The 21892-nt window shown below is 68.0% G+C and carries 24 protein-coding genes; 20 read left to right on the top strand and 4 right to left on the bottom strand.

What is annotated here, in order from left to right; genetic code table 11:
- Nucleotides 1-12 precede the first annotated feature (12 nt).
- Nucleotides 13-852: an SDR family oxidoreductase gene (locus IU452_RS36365; protein ID WP_195113800.1), complete on the bottom strand. Its 840-nt coding sequence runs from the start codon at nucleotides 850-852 to the stop codon at nucleotides 13-15.
- Nucleotides 849-2384 carry an aldehyde dehydrogenase family protein gene (locus tag IU452_RS36370; protein ID WP_324193024.1) on the bottom strand — a complete coding sequence of 512 codons (1536 nt, stop codon included), beginning with the start codon at nucleotides 2382-2384 and terminating at the stop codon, nucleotides 849-851. Before IU452_RS36370 ends, IU452_RS36365 begins: the two co-directional genes overlap by 4 nt.
- Before the next feature lie 290 nt (nucleotides 2385-2674).
- On the opposite strand from IU452_RS36370, the gene IU452_RS36375 reads away from it, so the two are divergent.
- The gene (locus IU452_RS36375; RefSeq protein ID WP_195113801.1) at nucleotides 2675-3922 is read left to right on the top strand and encodes a PucR family transcriptional regulator; all 1248 of its coding nucleotides are present in this window, start codon (nucleotides 2675-2677) and stop codon (nucleotides 3920-3922) included.
- A 10-nt stretch (nucleotides 3923-3932) separates the two neighbouring features.
- Here IU452_RS36375 and IU452_RS36380 read toward each other — a convergent pair whose 3' ends face one another.
- Nucleotides 3933-4184, bottom strand: a complete 252-nt coding sequence (locus IU452_RS36380) for a DUF2277 domain-containing protein (protein WP_195113802.1) — start codon at nucleotides 4182-4184, stop codon at nucleotides 3933-3935.
- 192 nt (nucleotides 4185-4376) lie between these two features.
- On the opposite strand from IU452_RS36380, the gene IU452_RS36385 reads away from it, so the two are divergent.
- Nucleotides 4377-5213, top strand: a complete 837-nt coding sequence (locus tag IU452_RS36385) for a DUF1266 domain-containing protein (protein WP_195113803.1) — start codon at nucleotides 4377-4379, stop codon at nucleotides 5211-5213.
- Here the strand turns inward: IU452_RS36385 and IU452_RS36390 are convergent.
- Nucleotides 5210-6025: a hypothetical protein gene (locus tag IU452_RS36390; RefSeq protein ID WP_324193022.1), complete on the bottom strand. Its 816-nt coding sequence runs from the start codon at nucleotides 6023-6025 to the stop codon at nucleotides 5210-5212. The genes IU452_RS36385 and IU452_RS36390 overlap by 4 nt on opposite strands.
- Nucleotides 6026-6439: 414 nt before the next feature.
- Here IU452_RS36390 and ftsH point away from each other — a divergent pair, with 414 nt between their 5' ends.
- The 18 genes from ftsH to IU452_RS36480 all read left to right on the top strand — a co-directional run.
- Complete coding sequence (ftsH, locus tag IU452_RS36395; protein ID WP_195113805.1) at nucleotides 6440-8821, top strand: ATP-dependent zinc metalloprotease FtsH; 2382 nt, start codon at nucleotides 6440-6442, stop codon at nucleotides 8819-8821.
- 107 nt (nucleotides 8822-8928) lie between these two features.
- The gene (gene folE / locus IU452_RS36400) at nucleotides 8929-9549 is read left to right on the top strand and encodes a GTP cyclohydrolase I FolE (protein WP_195113806.1); all 621 of its coding nucleotides are present in this window, start codon (nucleotides 8929-8931) and stop codon (nucleotides 9547-9549) included.
- 59 nt (nucleotides 9550-9608) lie between these two features.
- Nucleotides 9609-10445 carry a dihydropteroate synthase gene (gene folP / locus IU452_RS36405; protein WP_195113831.1) on the top strand — a complete coding sequence of 279 codons (837 nt, stop codon included), beginning with the start codon at nucleotides 9609-9611 and terminating at the stop codon, nucleotides 10443-10445.
- A complete protein-coding gene (folB, locus tag IU452_RS36410; RefSeq protein WP_195113807.1) occupies nucleotides 10442-10819 on the top strand; it encodes a dihydroneopterin aldolase in 378 nt (125 codons plus the stop codon). The genes folP and folB overlap by 4 nt, the downstream gene beginning before the upstream one ends.
- Entirely contained in the window at nucleotides 10816-11352 is a 537-nt protein-coding gene (gene folK, locus IU452_RS36415; protein ID WP_195113808.1) for a 2-amino-4-hydroxy-6-hydroxymethyldihydropteridine diphosphokinase, read from the top strand. The genes folB and folK overlap by 4 nt, the downstream gene beginning before the upstream one ends.
- A gap of 5 nt (nucleotides 11353-11357) precedes the next feature.
- Complete coding sequence (locus IU452_RS36420; protein WP_195113809.1) at nucleotides 11358-11828, top strand: DUF3180 domain-containing protein; 471 nt, start codon at nucleotides 11358-11360, stop codon at nucleotides 11826-11828.
- Nucleotides 11829-11958: 130 nt separating this feature from the next.
- Nucleotides 11959-12756: a DUF6779 domain-containing protein gene (locus IU452_RS36425; RefSeq protein WP_195113810.1), complete on the top strand. Its 798-nt coding sequence runs from the start codon at nucleotides 11959-11961 to the stop codon at nucleotides 12754-12756.
- Nucleotides 12757-12872: 116 nt separating this feature from the next.
- Nucleotides 12873-13880: a Rossmann-like and DUF2520 domain-containing protein gene (locus IU452_RS36430; protein ID WP_195113811.1), complete on the top strand. Its 1008-nt coding sequence runs from the start codon at nucleotides 12873-12875 to the stop codon at nucleotides 13878-13880.
- Nucleotides 13880-14824, top strand: coding sequence for a pantoate--beta-alanine ligase (gene panC / locus IU452_RS36435; RefSeq protein WP_416382402.1), 945 nt, complete (start codon nucleotides 13880-13882; stop codon nucleotides 14822-14824). Before IU452_RS36430 ends, panC begins: the two co-directional genes overlap by 1 nt.
- A 14-nt stretch (nucleotides 14825-14838) precedes the next feature.
- Nucleotides 14839-15258 (top strand): aspartate 1-decarboxylase, encoded by a 420-nt coding sequence (gene panD / locus IU452_RS36440; RefSeq protein WP_195113812.1) that lies wholly within the window; start codon nucleotides 14839-14841, stop codon nucleotides 15256-15258.
- 16 nt (nucleotides 15259-15274) lie between these two features.
- Nucleotides 15275-16069 carry a type III pantothenate kinase gene (locus tag IU452_RS36445; protein ID WP_195113813.1) on the top strand — a complete coding sequence of 265 codons (795 nt, stop codon included), beginning with the start codon at nucleotides 15275-15277 and terminating at the stop codon, nucleotides 16067-16069.
- A gap of 163 nt (nucleotides 16070-16232) precedes the next feature.
- Nucleotides 16233-16856 carry a cysteine dioxygenase gene (locus IU452_RS36450; protein ID WP_195113814.1) on the top strand — a complete coding sequence of 208 codons (624 nt, stop codon included), beginning with the start codon at nucleotides 16233-16235 and terminating at the stop codon, nucleotides 16854-16856.
- A 5-nt stretch (nucleotides 16857-16861) separates the two neighbouring features.
- On the top strand, nucleotides 16862-17284 hold the full coding sequence (locus IU452_RS36455; protein ID WP_195113833.1) for a rhodanese-like domain-containing protein: 423 nt from the start codon (nucleotides 16862-16864) through the stop codon (nucleotides 17282-17284).
- A gap of 300 nt (nucleotides 17285-17584) precedes the next feature.
- On the top strand, nucleotides 17585-19051 hold the full coding sequence (lysS, locus tag IU452_RS36460; protein WP_195113834.1) for a lysine--tRNA ligase: 1467 nt from the start codon (nucleotides 17585-17587) through the stop codon (nucleotides 19049-19051).
- Nucleotides 19052-19165: 114 nt separating this feature from the next.
- Nucleotides 19166-19531 carry a histone-like nucleoid-structuring protein Lsr2 gene (locus tag IU452_RS36465; RefSeq protein ID WP_195113815.1) on the top strand — a complete coding sequence of 122 codons (366 nt, stop codon included), beginning with the start codon at nucleotides 19166-19168 and terminating at the stop codon, nucleotides 19529-19531.
- A gap of 218 nt (nucleotides 19532-19749) precedes the next feature.
- Nucleotides 19750-20373: an FHA domain-containing protein gene (locus IU452_RS36470; RefSeq protein ID WP_195113816.1), complete on the top strand. Its 624-nt coding sequence runs from the start codon at nucleotides 19750-19752 to the stop codon at nucleotides 20371-20373.
- Between the two features lie 66 nt (nucleotides 20374-20439).
- Nucleotides 20440-21393, top strand: coding sequence for an esterase/lipase family protein (locus tag IU452_RS36475; RefSeq protein ID WP_195113817.1), 954 nt, complete (start codon nucleotides 20440-20442; stop codon nucleotides 21391-21393).
- A 373-nt stretch (nucleotides 21394-21766) separates the two neighbouring features.
- A partial coding sequence (locus IU452_RS36480; protein WP_146605600.1) for a Clp protease N-terminal domain-containing protein occupies nucleotides 21767-21892 on the top strand: 126 nt, incomplete at its 3' end.

Here is a 21892-nt window from a genome sequence, read left to right on the forward strand (position 1 = left end):
ATAGTCACGCCGTCACTTCGTGCCTGAGCGCACCCGCTCCTCGTAGGCCTTGCGGGCCGTCGCGTCCACCTCGTCGAGGAAGGCGTGCTGGGCACCGAGCGCGCGTGCGATGGCATCGCCGACCGCCTCCGGCAGCAGCCCGACGACCTGCGAGATCGCCGCCGCCACCCGGGTGATGCGGACCTTGGAGCGGGGTGCGACCACCAGTTTGGCGATGACCTCCGCGATCTCGTCCGGCTCGGCCGGGCGCAGCAGCCGCGGCGCCGTCACTCCCGAGCCGAGTTCGGTATTGGTCAGCGTCGGCAGCACCGACGAGAACGACACCCCGCTGCCGCGGTACTCCTCGCGCAGGGTATCGGTGAAGCCGAGCACCGCGTGCTTGCTGGCGTTGTAGGTGGCCAGGCCCGGAATATGGGTCTCCCCGGCCAGCGAGGCGATATTGATGATGTGCCCGCGCCCGCGCGGCAGCATTCGTGCCAGCGCCAGCTTGGAGCCGAGAATTACGCCGTAGACGTTGATGTCGAGAATGCGACGGGTCAGCGCGTCGGACTCGTCGACCAGTTTGCCGGTCGGCATGATGCCCGCATTGTTGATCAGCACATCGATCGGTCCCAGCTGCTGCTCCACCTCGTCGAGGAAGGCGGTGAACGACTGCTGATCGGTGACGTCGAGCCGACCGTAATGGTCGAAGTCGCGGGCGGTGCCGGACTGCTTCACCGCCGCCTCGTCCACATCGCCGATCGCGATCTTCGCACCGTATTTCTGCAGTGTGGTCGCGGTGGCCAGGCCGATACCGCGGGCGCCGCCGGTGATCACCACGACCTTGCCGCGGATGGTGCCGAAATCCGTCACTTGCCCTTACCTCCGATGGTGTTGATGACATCCAGAACGCCGAATCGGCGCGCGCCCCGCGCCCCCGCGGCCCGCATGGCCGTCAGGGCGAGGCCGAGTTTCTTCGTGCTGTAGGGGAACCAGAACAGTTCCTTCTGCTGCGTCGGCAGCATCGGGCTGGTCAGTGCCTGCTTGCGGCAGTACTTGCGCACACCCTCCGCGCCGCCCCAGCGGGCACCGATGCCCGACTGCTGCCAACCGCCCATCGGCAGGGCGAAGTTGAACAGATTCGAGAAGACGTCGTTGATATTGACCGCGCCCGCATTCAATTGCCGCGCAATGCGTTCCCCGCGCACCTTGTCGCCGGTCCACACCGACGCCGACAGGCCGTAGTCCGAATCATTCGCCAGCGCAACGGCTTCGGTCTCGTCGGCAACCTTCATCACCGGCAGGGTGGGGCCGAAGGTCTCCTCGGTCATACAGCTCATCCGGTGGTCGACGTCGACCAGAACCGTGGGCTCGAAGAAGGTTCCGGTGCCGGTCGGCTTGCCGCCGGTCAATGCCCGCGCGCCCTTGGCGAGGGCGTCGTCGACGTGGCGGGCGACGATATCGCACTGGGCCTCGTTGGCCATCGCGCCGATGTGGTGGCGGGGTTGGCGGCCGTCGGCACCCTGGCGCAATTCGCGCACGTGGTCGGTGAGTTTGGTGACGAATTCGTCGTACACCGGCGCCTCGACATAGACGCGCTCGACCGAGATGCACACCTGGCCGGAATTGAACAGGCCGCCGAAGGCGATTCCGTATGCCGCCCTGTCGATATCGGCGTCGGCGAGCACGATGGCCGGATCCTTACCGCCCAATTCCAGGCTGAAGGGGATCAACCGCTGGGCACAGGCGGCGGCGATGGCCCGCCCGGTCCGGGTGGAGCCGGTGAATTGCACGTAGTCGACGTTGTCGACCACGGCCGCCCCGGTTTCGCCCGCGCCGGTCACCACCGCCAGGACGGGCGGGGCGCCGATCTCGGCCCAGCCGCGGGCCAGCTCCAGCGCCGACAGCGGGGTCACCTCGGAGGGTTTGAGGATCACCGCGGCGCCCGCGGCCAGCGCCGGAATGACGTCCAGGGCGGGCATGGCCAGCGGGAAATTCCAGGGCGTGATCACCCCGACCACCGGATAGGGCCGATACACCGTGGTCAGTCGCTTGACCCGGGCCAGCGGGCTGTGCGGGGCGGGGTGCTCGTCGGCGAGGAATTTCCCGGCCCGCCGGGCGTAGTAGCCGATCAGATCCACCGCGAAACTGGGGTCGATGAGCGCGTCGACCCGGGGCTTACCGGATTCCGACTGCACCACGTCGGCCACCCGATCGGTGTTATCGATCAACCAGTCCTGCAGTTTCAGCAGCCATTCCTTGCGCCCGTCCGGCCCGATGGCCTCCCATTCCTGTTGATAGAGGCGCAATTCCCGGACCTTGGCGGCCACCGCGTCGGCGGGTTCGTTCGGCACCGTGCCCACCACCGCGCCGGTCACGGGATTGCGGACCTCGATCTCGGTCACGGTCGCCGCGGTCGCCTTGCCCGTCGACGATGCCGTCCGCGTGCCGGTGGATTTGCGGGGTGCGGTCTTGCGGGCCGCGGTCTTGCGGGTGCCCGTCTTCCGCGGGCCGGGTGGCGGTTCGGTATTCGTCACGATCTGCTCCCACATGCGCTGCATTGCGTTCCCGGAACCGGGTGTGAATCAGTTCACTGAACTATGATCGTGACACAATCGAGCCGCTAGTTCTTGGCCGTGATTGTCAACGATTCCGGCCAGTTTTGTGCCGTGGAGACAAATTCGGAGGTTCGTCGATGACGCGCTCGGGCAGCGAGCCGATGGTGCGGCAGTGGATCACCGAATTCGTCGCCGAGACCCTGCGGGCGGAGACCCTCGAACAGGTCGTCGAACGACTCGACAACGCCCTCATCGCGCGGGTGCCCGAGCTGGCCGACCGCGATATGCGCCGCGATCTCGCCGCCAGCACCCGAGCCCACGCCCTGGTGGTGCTGGGCGCGCTCACCCAGGACCGCACCGACTATCCCGTGCCGCAGCAGGCGCACGACTTCGCCCGCACGATCGCCCGGCGCGGTCACGACCTGCGGTTGCTGTTGCGGGTCTACCACCTGGGTCAGGAGGCGGTGCTCGACTACATGATCGAGATCCTGGATCAGCGGCACCTGCCGCAGGAGATCGAGCGGGCGGTGCTGATGCAGCTGTTCGAGCGGTCCATCGGATGGGTGAACACCTCGGTCGAGCAGCTGACCGACACCTACATCCAGGAGCGCGAACGCGGCCTGCGCGCGGCGCTGAATCAGCGCACCGAACTCGTGCGGGAACTACTGGCCGGCGGGGACGTCGACCTCGACCAGGCCTCGGCCCGGCTGGGCTATCGGCTCACCGGCCGGCATCTGGCCTGTGTGCTGTGGACCGACGAGTCGATGCCGGGCGCGACGACACCGGCGGACAACGGGTTCGACGGACTGCTCGATCGCGTCGTCGCGCGGGTGGCGGGGGTGCTGGGCAGCCGCAGTGTGCTGACCGTGCCCTCGGGGGCCAGCGCACTGTGGGCCTGGATCGCAGTGGAATCCGACCGCGACCCGGCGCGCCTGCCGACGACGGTCGAGGCACCGGTGCGCATCGCGGTCGGCGCGCCCGGGGTGGGCCTCGTGGGCTTCCGGGACAGCCATCGGGAGGCGGTCGCCGCCCGGCAGGTGGCCGAGCGCGCCGCCGGGGAGACCGGGCGGGTGCTGCGCTATCCGGATGTGGAGGTGGCCTATCTGGCCGGGGCCGACGAGGCGGCGATGCGAATGCTCATCGAACGAGAACTGGGCGTGCTGGCTCGTGCGGACGCCAATGCCGCTCGCCTCAGGGAAACTCTGCATGCCTATCTGCGCTGTCATCGCAGCCCGGATGCGGCCGCGAAGGTGCTCGGGGTCCACAAGAACACCGTGCGCTACCGGGTCCAGCGCATCGAGGAGCTACTCGGGCACCCCATCGAGCAACGCAGCCTGCGACTCGAGATCGCGCTGGACTGCGCCGCCGTATACGGAGTGCGATAGCGGGGGCGAATCAGTCCGCGTTGGCCAGTCGGCGCAGCGGCGGCTCGGTCGACGGGGGAACCCGGCGATCCGGTAGCTCGGCCAGCAGCGTGGTGGTCGCCGCCGCAATCGCCGCGACGGCCTTGTCGAAGGCGGGTTTGGTGGTGGAGGACAGGCCCGACAGCCCACCGACCTTCCGCACGTATTGCTGTGCGGCCGCGTATATTTCCTGCTCGGTGGCAGGGGGCTCCAGCCCACGCAGGACGGTGATGTTTCTACACATGGGCCCGAGATTAGCGCTCGGTTCCGGCTCGCGACAGGGCAAGAATCTACAGATGTGAAAACTCTCCGTTGCGTCCTGCACCGCCTGCTGCGCCCGCTGGTGCCCTGGGCGGCGCGCGCGAGTGCGGACGTGACGCGCGACTCATCGGGGATAGATGAGCCCCCTTCCGATCTATACGACACAATCGAAGATATGGCTGCCCGCGACGTGCCGACGCTGACCACCTTCCCCTACGAGGAGCTGGACCGGCGCGAGGACGACCACTGGTCCGGCGCTCAGGTGTCGGACGACGAGTTGCGGGCGCTGTCGCTGGGCGCCTTCTACTCGGCACGCTGGGATGCCTTCCACGATGCGCTGCTGCTCGGACCCGAGCGCGAGCATCCGCTCGGCGACCGTCGTGAGCTGGCCATCGACACGCTGACCGGGGCCTGGGGCATCACCGACGGCACCGAGGCGATGGCGTCGATGGAGCAATTGCTCGACGGCATGCACGGGCCGCTGTACGCGCTGGTGCACCCGCTGGTGATGGCGGGGATCAACTCACCCGAACGCGACAGGTTCGGTGAACGCGCCGATCGGCATCGGGCATTTCTGCGGCAGGTCGGCTCGTTCCGTGGGATGGACAATCCCGAGGCGCTGGTGCGCGACTACGACATCTGGTCGCAGGCGATCAAGCTCGGCCTCATCGACCATCTGGTGCAGCCGCTGCCCACCGACATCCAGGCGTGGGATCTGGCCCGCGTGGTGGCCGTGGCGCGGATGGCCTTCACCGCGGGCTACTTCGATGCCGACGTGGCCTGGGATTACGTCATGCGCGCGCTGCCGCTGGCGCAGCGGCGCTACCGCAACTGGCGCCAGTTCGGCGACGCCTACCTCACCGGCTGGACCTACTGGCAGGCCTGCGAGGACCTCGCCGAGCTCAAGTCCGGCGGCGTGGACCGCCGACTGGAACTGGTGCGCCTGTGGATGCGCCCCACCAGCCCGTGGCGGCGGATCTCCCTGCACCCGGACGACGAGACAGGGACCTAATCCGGTAGCGAGCGCAGGATGCCGCGGCCGTAGCGCTGGAATTGGGAGTCGTCGACCATGCCCAGGGAATGGCGCTCGACCAGCAGTTCCCACTCCGAATACAGCTGGGCCACCCCGGGGTCCGGGGGCGCGACGGCACCGTCGGCCGATTCGCGTTGGATGGCGAAGGTGAGCGCCCCGACGACGCGGTCGGTGTCGGCGCGGTCGCTCCCGGTGAAGTGCAGCACCAGGTTGCCGTCGGTGACCTCGACGCCGTACTCGCCGCCGGTGTCGTCGGCCCGAGCCGAAATCAGCGCCGCGACGGGCATTTCGTGGGCATAGCGGCTGCCCGGACCGACGGAGATGAACAACAGGCGCTGCGTGGTGACCGCGAGCAGCCCGGGGCCTCGGCCCGCGGGCGGCCGGGCGGTGACCAGCGCCGTCTCCAGCGTGAACTCCTCCGGGGTGACCAGGCGGTGCAGCGTGGTCACGGCCGATTTGGTCTCGCGTCGCGGCGCCATCCGGCGCACCGCGCGGTCCACGTCGGCGCGGACCGGGCCCGTCTTCTCCCAGCTGGGTGCGGGCGGGGTCAGATCGGGCACGGACATGTCGATGCGCTGCGTGGACAGGATCTGGGCGTTGATCCGCTCCACGATCACGGTGGCCGCCGGCACGTCGTGCTCGGCGATCAGCACCGGCAACGGCGTGCGATCGGCCGGTATGCCGGTCAGCAGCGAGGTGGGATACCGCAGGTAGATCTCGATGACGACGGCATCGTCGGTGCGCCGGTTCAACCGGACCTTGAGCAGGTCGGAAACCGGGACATCGAGCACGCGCTCGCCCTCCGCGCCGGGCCGCAAAACCTGGAGGCGCCCGCCGCCATGACGCAGAATCGCCGTTGGTGTCCGTAACTCGACTATGTCCATACCCCCTGCACTCGGGCTGTGTCGTCGCTCACAATAGGACCTACATGTCATCATTGTGACCGCTTGCTCCGACAAGAACAGACCTGTTCCGTGTCGGTTCGAGCACAGGCCGGGAACCACCGCTGTTCTCCGACCGTTTAGTTGTAGAACTGCATCAGCTGCCGAACTGCGCGATGTATCGAGTAGACCGTACGCGGTAACGTGGCTTGTCCGCATCCGTTCGGCCGCACCGGTCGGTCCGGGAGCGGACACGGCACGCCCGACGCATCGTAGGCACGAACCGGAATTACCGGAAAGGACTGGCCCGCCGGCCGACGCTCTATGAACCGCAAGACAGTGTTTCGCAACCTGGCCATAGTCGCGGGCATCCTGCTCGTGATCTATCTGGTCAGCTATTTCAGCAACGACACGCGCGGCTGGAAGAACGTCGATACCTCGGTGGCGCTCACCCAGCTGCAGGACAAGCCCAACGTCAAACAGGTTCAGATCGATGACAAGGAGCAGCAGCTCCGCATCACCCTGAACAAGGGCACCGACGCGACCGGTGGCCAGAGCCAGATCATCGCCAAATATCCGGGCGGCAGCGAGGTTTCCGCGCAGATTCTCAAGGATGTTCAGAGCTCCGGGGCCCCCTACAACACGACGGTCAAGCAGGACAGCTGGTTCACCCAGGTGCTGCTGTTCGTGTTGCCGATGGTGATCCTGCTCGGGTTGTTCATCTTCGTCATGGCCCGCATGCAGGGCGGTGGCCGCGGCGGCATGATGGGCTTCGGCAAGTCCAAGGCCAAACAGCTGTCCAAGGACATGCCCAAGACCACCTTCGCCGATGTGGCCGGTGCCGACGAGGCCGTCGAAGAGCTCTACGAGATCAAGGACTTCCTCCAGAATCCGGCCCGCTACCAGGCACTGGGCGCCAAGATCCCCAAGGGTGTACTGCTCTACGGCCCGCCCGGCACCGGTAAGACGCTGCTGGCCCGCGCCGTTGCGGGCGAGGCGGGTGTGCCGTTCTTCACGATCTCCGGTTCGGATTTCGTCGAGATGTTCGTCGGCGTCGGTGCCTCCCGCGTGCGTGACCTGTTCGACCAGGCCAAGCAGAACAGCCCCTGCATCATCTTCGTCGACGAGATCGACGCGGTCGGCCGCCAGCGCGGCGCGGGCCTGGGCGGCGGTCACGACGAGCGCGAGCAGACGCTGAACCAGCTGCTGGTCGAGATGGACGGCTTCGGCGACCGCACCGGTGTGATCATCATCGCGGCCACCAACCGCCCCGACATCCTGGACCCGGCGCTGCTGCGTCCCGGCCGCTTCGACCGTCAGATCCCGGTGGGTAATCCCGACCTGGCCGGTCGCCGTGCGATTCTGCGCGTGCATTCGCAGGGCAAGCCGATCGCACCCGATGCCGATCTGGACGGCCTGGCCAAGCGCACCGTCGGCATGTCCGGTGCGGATCTGGCCAACGTCATCAACGAGGCCGCCCTGCTCACCGCGCGGGAACACGGCAACGTCATCACCGGCGCCGCCCTCGAGGAGTCGGTGGACCGCGTGATCGGCGGCCCGCGGCGCAAGAGCCGCATCATCAGCGAGCACGAGAAGAAGATCACCGCCTATCACGAGGGCGGCCACACCCTGGCCGCCTGGGCGATGCCCGATATCGAGCCGGTCTACAAGGTCACGATCCTGGCCCGCGGCCGCACCGGCGGCCACGCCATGACGGTGCCCGAGGACGACAAGGGCCTGATGACCCGCTCGGAGATGATCGCCCGGCTGGTCATGGCGATGGGCGGCCGCGCCGCCGAGGAGCTGGTGTTCCACGAGCCGACCACCGGCGCCTCCTCCGATATCGACCAGGCCACCAAGATCGCGCGCGCGATGGTCACCGAATACGGCATGAGCGCCCGGCTGGGTGCCGTGCGCTACGGCCAGGAGCAGGGCGATCCGTTCCTGGGACGCTCGATGGGCATGGGCTCGGACTACTCGCACGAGGTGGCCCGCGAGATCGACGAGGAGGTGCGCAACCTCATCGAGGCCGCGCACACCGAGGCGTGGGCGATCCTCAACGACTACCGCGACGAGCTGGATGCACTGGCCAGCGCGCTGCTGGAGCGCGAGACCCTGCACCGCAAGGATCTCGAGGAGGTCCTGTCCACGGTCGACAAGCGCCCGCGGATCACGGCGTTCAACGACTTCGGCGAGCGCGTCCCCTCGGACCGGCCGCCGGTGAAGACCCCGCGCGAGCTGGCCGCCGAGCGGGGCGAGCCGTGGCCCGACGAATCGGCCACCGAGGCGGTGAAAAAGCCTGCGGCGCAGCCCGTTCCGGCCAACGGCTATCCGGACGGCGGGTATCGGGAGCCCGCCTACGGGTACCCGCAGCCGAGTGGGTATCCGCCGCACGGCGGCGCTGCACCCACCCCCGGGTACCCGCGACAGGGCACGCACGGTTCGCGACCCGATTACGGCGCCCCGGCCGGTTGGTCGGCGCCGGGTTGGCCGCCGCAGGAGGACACCCAGTCCGGCCAGCAGGGGGGTTATCCCCAGCCGGGCCAGGGCGGCAATCAGGGACAGGGCGGCTGGGCCCCGGCCGGTGGCCAGCGCTACGGACGCCCGGGCTGGAATCAACCGAACGACCAGGAGGGTCCGCGTCACTCGTCGCCGAACGGCGAGAGTGAGGGCGGCGAGTGGGACGGGCCGAACGGTCGGCACTGACCGGTCGGTGATTAGGCTCGACTGTCGAGGTGCCGAGAAGTAGCCGGTGCCGGTCGCGACCGGCACCGCCAGGCACCGCGGCTACAGATTTTTTGGAGGTGTCCCGAGTGTCGGCCAATAACCGTGTCCTCGACGGCCTCGTCGCGCTCGACACCGGTCGCCCCTTCGACCAGGAACGTGCCGAGGCGGCGGTCCGGGAATTGCTACTCGCTGTCGGCGAGGATCCGGATCGCCCGGGGCTGTCCGAGACCCCGGCCCGCGTCGCCCGGGCCTATCGGGAGATGTTCGCCGGGCTCTACACCGAACCGGATTCGGTGCTGAACACCACCTTCGACGAGGGCCATCAGGAACTGGTGGTGGTTCGCGACATCCCGATGTACTCGACCTGCGAACATCATCTGGTGTCCTTCCACGGGGTCGCGCACGTCGGCTACATCCCGGGCCAGCACGGCCGGGTCACCGGTCTGTCGAAACTGGCCCGCCTGGTCGATCTGTACGCCAAGCGCCCGCAGGTGCAGGAGCGGCTGACCAGCCAGATCGCCGATGCGGTCATGCGCAAGCTGGACCCGCGCGGGGCGATCGTGGTGATCGAGGCCGAGCACCTGTGCATGGCGATGCGCGGTATCCGCAAGCCCGGCGCGAGCACCACCACCTCGGCCGTGCGCGGTCTGCTGCAGACCAGCGCCTCCTCGCGGTCCGAGGCCCTCGATCTGATTCTGCGGAAGTGAGTGATCGGTCGGTGTCCGGGCGGCTCGTCACCCCGCGTGGGGGACGCTCCTGTGTGGTGATGGGCGTCGTCAACGTCACCAGCGATTCATTTTCCGACGGCGGCCTCTATCTGGATCCGGATCTGGCGGTCGCGCACGGGATCGAGCTGTACGAGGCCGGTGCCGACATCGTCGATGTGGGCGGCGAGTCCACCCGGCCGGGCGCGGTCCGGATCGATCCGCAGACCGAGGCGGCGCGGGTGGTGCCGGTGATTCGCGAGCTGGTGGCGGCCGGGGTGCCGACCAGTGTGGACACCATGCGGGCCGGCGTGGCCGAGGCGGCCATCGCGGCCGGTGTGTCGGTGGTCAACGACGTGTCCGGTGGGCGTGCCGATCCCAATATGGTGAATGTCGTTGCGGCCGCGCAGATTCCGTGGATCCTGATGCATTGGCGGGCGGCCGCGGACTACCGCCACACCGGTCCGGCCGAGCACTACGACGACGTCGTCGCCGAGGTACTCGACGAGCTGTCGGTCCAGGTGGATCTGGCGATGGCGGCCGGGGTGCACCCGGACCGGCTGGTGCTGGACCCCGGGCTGGGTTTCGCCAAGAACGCCGAGCACAACTGGGCGCTGCTGGGCGCACTGCCGGAGCTGACCGCCCGCGGCCTGCCGATTCTGATCGGCGCCTCCCGCAAGCGTTTCCTGGGCGCGCTGCTGGCCGACGAGCGGGGTCCGCGCCCGCCCGACGGCCGCGAGACCGCGACCGCGACCATTTCGGCACTGGCCGCACTGCACGGCGCCTGGGGTGTGCGCGTCCACGATGTGCGTGCCTCGCTGGACGCCATCGCCGTGACCGACGCGTGGCAGCGCGCGGCCGCGGAACGAGCCGACCGACACGGACAGGGAGCCGAGTGAGTACCGATCGCATCGAGCTGCGCGGGCTGCGCGCCTACGGTCACCACGGCTGCTTCGAATTCGAGCGCCGCGATGGCCAGGAGTTCGTCGTCGACATCACCCTGTGGCTGGATTTCGCGATGGCCGCGGCCTCCGACGACCTGTCCGCCACCGTCGACTACGGCGAACTGGCCGGGCGCGCGGTCGCCATCGTCGCGGGCCCGCCGCGCAATCTGATCGAGACGGTGGCCTCGGAAATCGCCGACGACATCATGACCGATCCCCGCATCGGCGCCGTCGAGGTAGCCGTGCACAAGCCCTCCGCCCCCATTCCGCACACCTTCGAGGACGTCCGCGTGGTCGCCACTCGCCGTCGCGCCGGGGAGTCGGCATGAGTCGCGCGGTGTTGTCGATCGGGTCCAATCTGGGGGATCGGCTGGCTCATCTGCGCAGCGTCGTGGAGGCGTTCGGGCCGCATCTGGTGGCGGTGTCGTCGGTGTATTCGACCGCACCCTGGGGTGGGGTGCCGCAGCAGGACTATCTGAATGCGGTGCTGGTGGTCGATGATCCGGGCGCCGGGGCGCGGGACTGGTTGCGCCGGGGACAGGAACTCGAGCAGGCGGCGGACCGGGTGCGCGAGGTGCGCTGGGGTGCACGGACTCTCGATGTGGACGTGATCTGGTGCGCCGAACAGCGGCCGGAGGGCCGGCGCGTGGTGCACAGCGCCGATCCGACCCTCACCCTGCCGCATCCGCAGGCGCACAACCGCGCCTTCGTGCTGGTGCCGTGGCTCGAGGTGGAGCCCGATGCGGTCCTCGAGGTGGACGGGCGGTCGCGGCCCGTGCGGGACTGGCTGGCCGCCCTGGATCCGGCCGAACTCGATGGGGTGCGCCCTACCGACCTCACGCTGCGGCCGGCCGTGTCATGAACGTCATGAAGCCGACGCGGGTGCTGGACCTCATCGCGAATGTGCTGGTCGCGGCGGTGGTGGCCTGGATTGCGACGCGCTGGGCGTATTCGAGCTTCCCGCCGATCACGGTGATCGCGGGTGCCTCGCTGTATCCGGTCGCCGCGCTGGAGGCGGTGCTGGCCTTCGTGATCCGCGCGCGGGTCGGTGATCAGCGCATCGGCAACGGCCCGAAACAGCTGCATCCCATCACGGCCGCCCGCGCTGTGGCGCTGGCCAAGGCGTCGGCGCTGGTGGGTTCGCTGGCGGCGGGGGTGTGGCTCGGCTTTCTCATCTGGGTGTTCCCCCAGCGCTCCACGCTGCGCGCGGCCGCCGCGGATACACCCGGTGCGATCGTCGGTCTGGTGGCGGGGGTCCTCCTGGTGGCGGCGGCGCTGTGGCTGGAGTATTGCTGTCGCGCCCCGAGTGATCCGCCCGACGAACCGGCAACTTCATAGCAAATATCACGCCCGGAATCACCGCCTGCGCTGCCAGCCGGAACTTGTCAAGCGAGCTATCCTCGCGAACATGGTTTCACCCTCCCGTAGCAGTACTTCCCGTCGACGGCGGGATGACGCGGGAAAATTCGTGATCGGCGTTTTGATTCTGCTCGGTCTGATTGCCAGCGTTTTTCTGATTTTCAGCAACAGTCTGCAGTTGGTCCGCGTCGGTTTGGTCACCGCGCTGTGGGCCGCCGTCATCGGCGCCTTGGCGGCGACCCGGTATCGCCGCGAGGCCGCGATCGACCAAGCCAAGGCGCGCGACCTGCAGACCGTCTACCAGCTGCAGCTGGAACGCGAGATCACCGCGCGCCGCGAATACGAGCTGAGCGTGGAGGCCCGGGTCCGGCAGGAGGTGGGCGCCGACGCCGCCGAGCTGGCCGCCCTGCGCTCGGAACTCACCGTGCTGCGGGAGAGTTTGCAGCGCCTGTTCGACGGCGATCTGCCGTCGGAACGCCCCGCGCTGCGCGCCGATGCCGTGCGCATCCAGGAGCTGCCCAGCGCGAATGCGGCGAACGATAACCCGATGGAAACCGAGACCTGGGACGCCTGGAGCGCCCCGTCGGTGCCGCTGACTCCTGTCTACGAGCCCGATTACCCCGAATCCCCCATCTTCGCCAGCCCCTACGACGACCCGGTGACCGCCGAAACCTCCGTCGTGCCGCCGGAATCCGTCGAAGCCGAGGACGACGACGAGCCGGAGAAAACCAACGGCCATGCCCCGGCGCCCCGCCCCGCCCCCGAACGCCGCGACATCCCCGTGGGCACCTCCGGTTCCCGCCGACGCCGCCGCGCTCGGGCCGAGGACGACGAGGACTATCCGGGCCGCAAGCTCTCGGTCGCCGAGATCATGGCCAACCTGCGGTCGGAGCAGGGCGGATCCTGAGGCTCGTGGCGGATATCACGCGGCCCCGCCCTGTGCGCGTCGCGGCGGCCGCCCTATTCTCGACTCCGTAACGTCCGGTACCCGCACGGCGGGACTGGAACGACATCGAGAGGACAATGGTGACCTCGGGCAAGGTTGTCTCAGAGGCTGACCCTGCGCCTGCACGACTGACGGTCGGCATCGTCTCGGCGGGACGCGTGGGCTCCGCACTAGGTGTGGCGCTGGAGCGCGCCGGCCATATCGTCTTCGGCATCTCCGCGATCTCCGATGCCTCGCGCCAGCGCGCCCGCACCCGGCTGCCGGATTCGCGGATCCTGCCCGCCGAACAGGTGGCCGCGCGCAGCGAACTGCTGGTCCTGGCGGTGCCGGACAGCGAATTGGCCGATCTCGTCGCGGGTTTGGCCACCGCGGGCGTGGTGCGCCCGGGCACGATCGTGGCCCACACCTCCGGCGCGAACGGCATCGGCGTGCTGGCCCCGCTGACCGAACGCGGCGCGCGCCCGCTGGCCATTCATCCGGCCATGACCTTCACCGGGCACGACGAGGACATCGCCCGGCTCGGCAACGCCTGCTTCGGGATCACCGCCGCCGACGAGGTCGGCTACGCCATCGCACAATCGCTGGTAATCGAGATGGGCGGCGAGCCGGTGCGGGTACTCGAGGAACATCGCACGCTGTATCACGCCGCGCTCGCGCACGGCAGCAATCATCTCGTCACGCTGATCGTGGACGCGGTGGCCGCGCTGCGCACCGCCCTCGCCGGCCCGGGCCTGCTCGGCCAGCAGGTGGTCGACGATCAGCCGAACGGCCTGGCCGAACGCATGCTGGCACCGCTGGCCTCGGCGGCCCTGGACAATGCGCTGCGGCGCGGGCAGGCGGCACTGACCGGCCCGGTCGCGCGCGGTGATGCGGCCGCGGTCGCGGCCCACCTCGAGGCACTCGCCGAGATCGACCCCCGCCTGGCGGCGGGCTATCGCGCACTGTCGCTGCGCACGGCGGAGCGGGCGCGTGCCGATTCGGATCTGATCGAATTGCTGGAGGGACCCCGCCTGATCGGTCAGGCCCGGAGGCGGCAGCGAAGCGTGACCACGGAGGGCCCCGATCAGGTGGAGAAAGGAAACTGATGTCCGACCCGAACCGCCTGCAGGCCCTGCGCGACTCTTATCGCCCGGGGGAGTTGACCGTCGTGCACGATCCCGCCAGGGTGACCGCCGTATCGAATGCGCTGCGTTCGGCGGGCCGCAAGGTCGCACTGGTGCCGACCATGGGCGCGCTGCACGAGGCCCATCTGGAGTTGGTGCGCCGCGCCAAGCGGACCAACCAGGTCGTGATCGTCTCGATCTTCGTCAATCCGCTGCAGTTCGCCGCGAACGAAGACTTCGACAAATATCCGCGCACGCTGGACGCCGACGTGGAGTTGCTGCGCGGTGAGGGCGTGGAACTGGTGTTCGCCCCCAGCGCCGCCGATATGTACCCCGACGGCCCGCGGACCTCGGTGCACCCCGGTCCGCTCGGCGCCGAATTGGACGGCGTGAGCCGGCCGACGCATTTCGCCGGGATGCTGACCGTGGTCGCCAAACTGCTGCAGATCGCCCGCCCGCACGAGGCGTTCTTCGGGGAGAAGGACTACCAGCAGTTGATCCTCATCCGGCAGATGGTGCGGGACTTGAACTTCGACGTGAAGATCGTCCCGATGCCCACCGTGCGCGAACCCGACGGCCTGGCCCTGTCCTCGCGCAATCGCTACCTCGACCCGGCCCAGCGCGAATTGGCGACCACCCTGTCGGCCGCGCTGACCGCCGGCCGGCACGCCGCGGGCCTGGGCGCCGACGGCGTTCTGGCCGCCGCGTGGGACGTGCTGAACGCCAGGCCCGACATCGACGTCGACTATCTGGAACTGCGCGGCGAAGATCTCGGCGAGATCCCGCCCAGCGGCAAGGCCCGCCTGCTGGTGGCCGCCCGGGTCGGCACCACCCGGCTCATCGACAACATGCCCCTGGTGATCGGCGTGCCCATAGACGGCCATCCCACCACCCCCGATGCCGCCTCCACCCAGGCGCTCTCGTAAGGAAGGCGACGACCATGTTGCGCACCATGATGAAGTCCAAGATCCACCGCGCCACCGTGACGCACGCCGACCTGCACTATGTCGGCTCGGTGACCGTGGATCCCGACCTGATGGACGCCGCCGATCTGCTCGAGGGTGAGCAGGTCTGCATCGTCGACATCACCAACGGCGCCCGCCTCGAGACCTACGTCATCGCGGGTGAGCGCGGCTCCGGAGTCATCGGAATCAACGGTGCCGCAGCACATCTGGTGCATCCCGGCGATCTGGTGATCCTGATCGCCTACGGCATGATGGACGAGCAGGAGCTGCGCGAGTACCAGCCCCGCGTGGTGTTCGTCGACGAACGCAACCGGCCCGTGGAACTGGGCTCGGATCCGGCGCATGCGCCGGAGGGCTCGGGCCTGTCCTCGCCGCGCTCGCTCACCTTCGCGTGAGCGACGGGGGTCGGGGATGCTGCTGACCATCGACGTCCGCAATACCAGCATCGAGATCGGGCTGTTCTCCGGCAGCGGCTCGCACGCGAAGCTGGTGCACACCTGGCGGATGCACACCAATCCGTTGTTGACCGCCGACGAATTCGCGATGCAGGTCCGCGGGCTGATCGGGGACCGGCTCGATCAGGTGGTCGGCGTGGCGGCGCTGTCCACCATGGCGCCGGTGCTGCGCGAACTGCGCACCATGGTGACCCGTTACTGGGCGGACGTGCCGCACGTGCTGGTGGAGCCCGGCGTGCGCACCGGGATCCCGCTGCTGGTGGACAACCCGAAGGAGATCGGCGCCGACCGGATCGTCAACTGCCTGGCCGCCTACCACCGCTTCGATTCGGCGGCCATCGTGGTCGACTTCGGCCCGGCCGCCATCTGTGTGGACCTGGTGTCGGCGAAGGGGGAATTCCTCGGCGGCAGCATCGCCCCGGGCGTGGAGGTCGCCACCGAGGCACTGGTCGCCCGCACCGCCCTGCGGCGTGCCGAACTGGCCCGGCCGCGCTCGGTGGTGGGCAAGAACAGCCTGGAATGCATCCAGTCCGGCGCGGTGTTCGGCTTCGCCGGACTGGTCGACGGCATCATCGACCGCATCCGCGACGAATTCGAAGCCTTCGCCGGTGACGACGTCGCGGTGGTCGCCACGGGCGTCACCGCCCCGCTGATCGTCCCGGAATCGGAGACCATCGAGCACCACGAGCCGCACCTGGCCCTGGACGGTCTGCGCCTGGTTTACGAGCGCAACCAGCAAAGACGGCGGTGACGTACCCAACAGGGTGCTTGTGCCGAGAGCTCCCCCTGCTAGACTTTCGGCCGTGTCTTACCGCGTGAGCATCCAGGAGTGTTGTCGAGGCTGATTCGCCTCGGCTGATGTCGGGGCTGCACATCCGCCCTCGACCATCCCCACTTCTCCTGGAGCCTCGCTCATGCGTTCCTCTGTAATCAGCTATCCCGCTCGTCCCGCGGTGGTGCCGCGTCCGGCGGCGACTCGGCTCACCTCCGAGATCACCGAGCGTGCGGTCGCCTCGGCGCTGCCCACGCGGCTGCGACCGGCCGATCTGCTGCGGCTCACCGACGAGGGCGCCGAGGACGTGCTGGCCGGTCGTTACGACCACCTGCTGCCGGCCAACGGTCGATGGCCCACCGAGAATCGGTGGGCCACAAGGCTGCTCTCCGACGAGGAGGTGGACGTCTGGCTGATCAGCTGGGTGCCGGACCAGTCCACCGAACTGCACGACCATGCCGGTTCGCTGGGTGCGCTCACCGTCCTGTCCGGCGCGCTGTCGGAATTCCGCTGGAACGGAAAGGAATTGCGCAACCGCACGCTCTCGGCGGGCGATCAGGCGTCGTTCCCGCTGGGCTGGGTGCACGATGTGGTGCGCGCTCCCGATCAATTCGCCGGTGCGGCCGGACCCTCGAATCCGACGCTGTCCGTGCACGCTTATTCACCACCGCTCACCGCCATGTCCTATTACGAGGTCACCGGCCACGGCACGCTGCGCCGCACCCGGACCGTCCTCACCGACCAGCCGGAAGGCGATGTGAAATGACGCACCTGACGATCGATCGCATGCTGGAGAACGCACGAGCGGAGTTGCGGCGGATCTACGCGTTCGAATTGCCGGAGGCCGTCGCTCGAGGCGCGCTGCTGGTCGACATTCGGCCGCAGGCACAGCGGGTCAAGGAGGGCACCCTGCCGGGCGCGCTGGTGATCGAGAGAAATGTCCTGGAATGGCGCCTGGATCCGACCAGTTCCGCACGGCTGGCGCTGGCCCGCGACCACGATGTGGAATGGATCGTCGTCTGCTCCGAGGGTTACACCTCGAGCCTGGCGGCGGCCGCCCTGCAGCAGCTGGGTTTGCACCGTGCCACCGACCTGGTGGGCGGATACCAGGCATTGAAGGCGGCCGGGCTGTTGTCGGTGGCGGCCGGTGCCCCGCACATCACCCGCGAGGCCGTCGCGCTCGCTTCGCTGTAATTCTTCTGCGGGGGTGGGTGCGGCCGGGACGAATTATGGCTCGGCGCAGGTAGTTCGGAATGGTTGTCGGCTTCGTCACAATTTCCGGATGGACGTTCGGCGGTCTCGGTTTCGTACCCGAAACGATGCCGATTCGTTACCCTCGGTAACTGTCCGGGCGGCGCGCAAAAGGATTTTCGGCGCACGATAGGGTAGTTCGTTGTGAGCACCCCGAACACCCCTTCCTCCGGTAGCTCCGCGGGCTCGGTTCCTGCGGAGCAAAGCCGTCCTGCCGCAGCGGAAGTCGACCTTCCCGAGCAGATGCGGATTCGCAGGGAGAAGCGGGAGCGGCTGCTCGAGCAGGGGACCGAGCCTTACCCGGTGGTGGTCCCGCGCACGCATACGCTCGCCGAAATTCGGGCCGCCTATCCGGACCTGGCACCCGACACGCAGACCGGTCTGCAGGTCGGGGTTGTCGGCCGCGTCATATTCATGCGCAATACCGGCAAGCTGTGTTTCGCGACGCTGCAGGAGGGCGACGGCACCAAGCTGCAGGCAATGATCAGTCTGAACGGGGTGGGCGCCGATGCGCTGGCCGCCTGGAAGGCCGATGTGGACCTCGGCGACTTCGTATTCGTACACGGCGAGGTGATCTCGTCGCGGACCGGTGAATTGAGCGTCATGGCCGATTCCTGGTCCATGGCGGCCAAGTCGCTGCGGCCGCTGCCGGTGGCGCACAAGGAGCTGAGCGAGGAGGCGCGGGTCCGCCAGCGCTACGTCGATCTGATCGTGCGGCCGGAGGCGCGGGAAATGGCGCGGACCCGGATCAAGGTGGTGCGGGCGCTGCGAAATGCGCTGGAGCGCAGGGGTTTTCTCGAGGTGGAGACGCCGATGCTGCAGACGCTGCACGGCGGTGCGGCGGCGCGCCCGTTCGTCACCCACTCCAATGCGCTCGATATGGATCTGTATCTGCGCATCGCGCCGGAGCTGTTCCTCAAGCGCTGCGTGGTCGGCGGCATCGAGAAGGTCTTCGAGATCAACCGCAACTTCCGTAACGAGGGCGCCGACTCGACCCATTCGCCCGAGTTCGCGATGCTGGAAACCTACGAGGCCTACGGCACCTACGACGATTCCGCCCGCATGATGCGGGAATTGATCCAGGAGGTGGCGTCGGAGGTCTTCGGCACCCTGGTGGTGACGCTGGCCGACGGGACCGAATACGATCTGAGCGGCGAGTGGAACACCGTGGAGATGTACCCCTCGTTGTCCGACGCGCTGGGGGTACCGGTCACCCCCGAAACGACGGTGCCGGAATTGCTCGCGTTGGCCGATCGCGTGGGTCTGGAAATTCCGCAGGACAAGGGCTACGGACACGGCAAACTGGTCGAGGAACTGTGGGAGCACAGCTACGGTGACAAGCTGTACGCGCCGACTTTCGTGCGCGACTTCCCGGTGGAGACCTCCCCGCTGACGCGGCAGCATCGCACCAGGCCCGGCGTGACCGAGAAGTGGGACCTCTACGTCCGCGGGTTCGAGTTGGCGACGGGCTATTCGGAACTGGTGGACCCCGTCATTCAACGGGAGCGCTTCATCGATCAGGCCAGATTGGCGGCGGCGGGCGACGACGAGGCGATGCGGCTGGACGAGGACTTCCTCGCGGCCATGGAACACGGTATGCCTCCGACAACCGGCACCGGTATGGGAATCGATCGGTTGCTGATGGCGTTGACCGGTCTGGGAATCCGGGAAACGATACTGTTCCCAATTGTGCGTCCGGTTGCTCGCTGAGCGATCGGATTGAATGCCGAAGTCCCGTCTTGGAAATCTCGGAATTCGAGGTATTCTCGACTCGGGTATCGGCCTAGTATGCGGGTCGCACGATTTCGAGAGGACGTTCATCTCATGGCAAAGAAGGTCACCGTTAGCCTGATCGACGATGTCGACGGTGAGTCCATCGCGGACGAGACCATCGAGTTTGCGATCGACGGTGTGTCGTACGAGATCGACTTGTCCGCGGCAAATGCGGCGAAGCTGCGGGATGGGTTGGAACCGTGGGTTTCCAACGCACGTCGGGTCAGTGGCCGCCGGCGCAGCAAGCCGGCCGGTGCCGGGGCGGGTCAGCCGAAGAGCCGGGTCTCGATGGATCGTGAGCAGAGTGCCGCAATTCGGGAATGGGCTCGGCGCAAGGGGCACAAGGTCTCCGCGCGCGGCCGTATCTCCGCTGACATTACCGAGGCGTACAACAAGGAAGTCGGTCGCAACAACTAGAGCGACGACTCGGTTTGTCCTTTCGCCGCTGCCGCCCGGAGGCATCGTGCACCGTCCGGGCGGCAGCGGCTTTTTTCATATCATTTCCGCATAACCGGTGAAAGCGCCGGTTTCCGGATACGTGTGATGCGATCTTGCTTCGGGGTGATCCGGCGCGGCACCATGGAAACTGTGCGAAAGACGTCACCGGCTCCGGTGATGAGTGAGGGATCGGCACTGTGACCGGATTTCATGGATCGTTCCTTCGATTCACCGACGACACCGGCCATCGCCAGGAGTTGGTGCTCTCCCCGGATCGCCAGCGCATCACCATCGGGCGTTCCCCGCAGGCGGACCTGACGCTGTCCTGGGATGCCGAGGTCTCGCGGCTGCACGCGTCGGTGGAGTATCTGGGCGCGCACTGGACGATCGTCGACGACGGGTTGTCGCGCAACGGCACCTTTGTCAACGGTGAGCGACTGGTGGGCCGGCGGCGGCTCACGGCGGGGGATCGGATCCGGATGGGCTCGTCGCTGCTGTCGTTCCACGATTTCAGCGGCGTCGTCGACGATGCGACGCGCACCTCGACCGCCTCGCTGCCGACGCTGCGTTCGCTGACCGAGACTCAGCGCGCGGTCCTGATCGCGTTGTGCCGCCCGTACAAGAACAATGCCGAGTTCGCCACACCGGCGTCGAATCAGCAGATCGCCGACGAGCTGTTTCTGAGCGTGGACGCGATCAAGACCCACCTGCGCACCCTGTTCGCCAAGTTCGGCGTCGAGGATCTGCCGCAGAACCAGAAGCGCGTGCGGTTGGCGGGGCTGGCCCTGCAGGCCGGCATCGTTTCCGATCGGGATCTGTGATTTCGCGCTCTCCTGGAACACGTTCTCGCTAGCCTTCTGGAACGAGTTCCATTTTTGGGAGGGCTCATGCGACGCGGGCTGCGGCGGCTGCCGGTATCGATGCTGATCATGGCGGTATTGACCGCACTGTGGGCGGGGGCAGGAGCGGCGCACGCCAAATACCCGGTCGTCTACAACTTCTTCGCCGGAATCCCCGGTGAACTGCGCAACCCCGGCGGTTCGCTGCCCGGCTCCAACGACTGGTCGTGCCGGCCGAGCGCGGCCCATCCGGCACCGGTGGTGCTGCTGCACGGCACCGGCGGCGGGGCGCAGACCAATTGGGGCGTCTATGTTCCGCTCCTGGCCAACGAGGGGTACTGCGTCTACGCGCTGACCTACGGCGCCCTCGACCTGCCCTGGCCGCTCTCGGCGATCGGCGGCATGCGGCCGATCGAGCAGAGCGCCGCCGAGGTGGCGGCCTTCGTCGACCGGGTGCGCGCGGCGACGGGTGCGGCCAAGGTCGACCTGATCGGGCACTCACAGGGAAATGTCGTCGGCAATTACTACATCAAGCGCCTGGGCGGTGCCGTCAAGGTCGGCCGGTTCGTCGCCATCGCGGCCCCGTGGACGGGCACCTTCGCCCCGATGGTCGACCCGGTGCGCGCCTTCGCCCGGCAGTTGGGCGCCGAACCCGCCGTCGACGGCCTGCTGAGCGCCGGGATGTGCGTCCCGTGCAGCCAGATGGCCGGGCACTCGGAATTCATGAACGCCCTGTTCGCCGACGGCGTATACGACCCGAACGTGATCTATACCAATATCGGCACCCGCTACGACGAGCTGGTCGTGCCCCATTCGATCGGCCTGATGCCCGGGCCGGGAACCACGAATATCCTGGTTCAGTATGGCTGCCCGGCCGACCTGTCCGACCATGCGGGCATCGCGGGTAGCCCGCGGGCGGCGCTGTTCGCCCTGAACGCACTCGACCCGGGCAACCCTCGCGCGGTGCCCTGTCACCTCGTTCCGCCGATCACCGGCGGTTAGCGAGGCCGGGGCGGGGTAGCACCCACGTCGTGGGCGTAACGGGGCCGAGCCGGGATCGAGTCGCAACCAACGGGTGCGAAGGTCACCGGCAGATTCCGGCGCGGCCGAGGTCGAGGTCGATTTTCGCCCTCCGACCGGCGGGTTGTTCGCTCTGGGCGTATCGGGACGGAAACGAACCCGGCCACCGCTGCGTTATGACTGAATGAGTCGTGTTGTCGGCGGTCCGCAATAGGGTGGACGCACGGCGACCGTAACCCCCGCCAACTAGAGTGGGAGGCGAGGGGATGCAACCCCAGGGCTTCATGGCAGGCTGACGCTCAGTCGACTGAAGCGCCGGACGGCCATAGATAGCGGAGCAGGAAGTGAGGGAGCGATGTTCGAGAGGTTCACCGACCGCGCGAGGCGCGTCGTTGTCCTGGCTCAGGAAGAGGCCAGGATGCTCAACCACAACTACATCGGCACCGAGCACATCCTGCTTGGCTTGATCCATGAGGGTGAG

It is taken from the genome of Nocardia transvalensis (assembly GCF_015477765.1).
Lineage (GTDB): Bacteria > Actinomycetota > Actinomycetes > Mycobacteriales > Mycobacteriaceae > Nocardia > Nocardia transvalensis_A.

What these genes read in the sequence shown, in the direction of transcription:
- IU452_RS36375 (WP_195113801.1), top strand. Translation starts at nt 2,675, where the DNA reads ATGACGCGCTCGGGCAGCGAGCCGATGGTGCGGCAGTGGATCACCGAA.
- IU452_RS36380 (WP_195113802.1), bottom strand. Translation starts at nt 4,184, where the DNA reads ATGTGTAGAAACATCACCGTCCTGCGTGGGCTGGAGCCCCCTGCCACC.
- IU452_RS36385 (WP_195113803.1), top strand. Translation starts at nt 4,377, where the DNA reads ATGGCTGCCCGCGACGTGCCGACGCTGACCACCTTCCCCTACGAGGAG.
- ftsH (WP_195113805.1), top strand. Translation starts at nt 6,440, where the DNA reads ATGAACCGCAAGACAGTGTTTCGCAACCTGGCCATAGTCGCGGGCATC.
- folP (WP_195113831.1), top strand. Translation starts at nt 9,609, where the DNA reads ATGGGCGTCGTCAACGTCACCAGCGATTCATTTTCCGACGGCGGCCTC.
- folK (WP_195113808.1), top strand. Translation starts at nt 10,816, where the DNA reads ATGAGTCGCGCGGTGTTGTCGATCGGGTCCAATCTGGGGGATCGGCTG.
- IU452_RS36420 (WP_195113809.1), top strand. Translation starts at nt 11,358, where the DNA reads ATGAAGCCGACGCGGGTGCTGGACCTCATCGCGAATGTGCTGGTCGCG.
- IU452_RS36430 (WP_195113811.1), top strand. Translation starts at nt 12,873, where the DNA reads ATGGTGACCTCGGGCAAGGTTGTCTCAGAGGCTGACCCTGCGCCTGCA.
- panC (WP_416382402.1), top strand. Translation starts at nt 13,880, where the DNA reads ATGTCCGACCCGAACCGCCTGCAGGCCCTGCGCGACTCTTATCGCCCG.
- panD (WP_195113812.1), top strand. Translation starts at nt 14,839, where the DNA reads ATGTTGCGCACCATGATGAAGTCCAAGATCCACCGCGCCACCGTGACG.
- IU452_RS36445 (WP_195113813.1), top strand. Translation starts at nt 15,275, where the DNA reads ATGCTGCTGACCATCGACGTCCGCAATACCAGCATCGAGATCGGGCTG.
- IU452_RS36450 (WP_195113814.1), top strand. Translation starts at nt 16,233, where the DNA reads ATGCGTTCCTCTGTAATCAGCTATCCCGCTCGTCCCGCGGTGGTGCCG.
- lysS (WP_195113834.1), top strand. Translation starts at nt 17,585, where the DNA reads ATGCGGATTCGCAGGGAGAAGCGGGAGCGGCTGCTCGAGCAGGGGACC.
- IU452_RS36465 (WP_195113815.1), top strand. Translation starts at nt 19,166, where the DNA reads ATGGCAAAGAAGGTCACCGTTAGCCTGATCGACGATGTCGACGGTGAG.
- IU452_RS36475 (WP_195113817.1), top strand. Translation starts at nt 20,440, where the DNA reads ATGCGACGCGGGCTGCGGCGGCTGCCGGTATCGATGCTGATCATGGCG.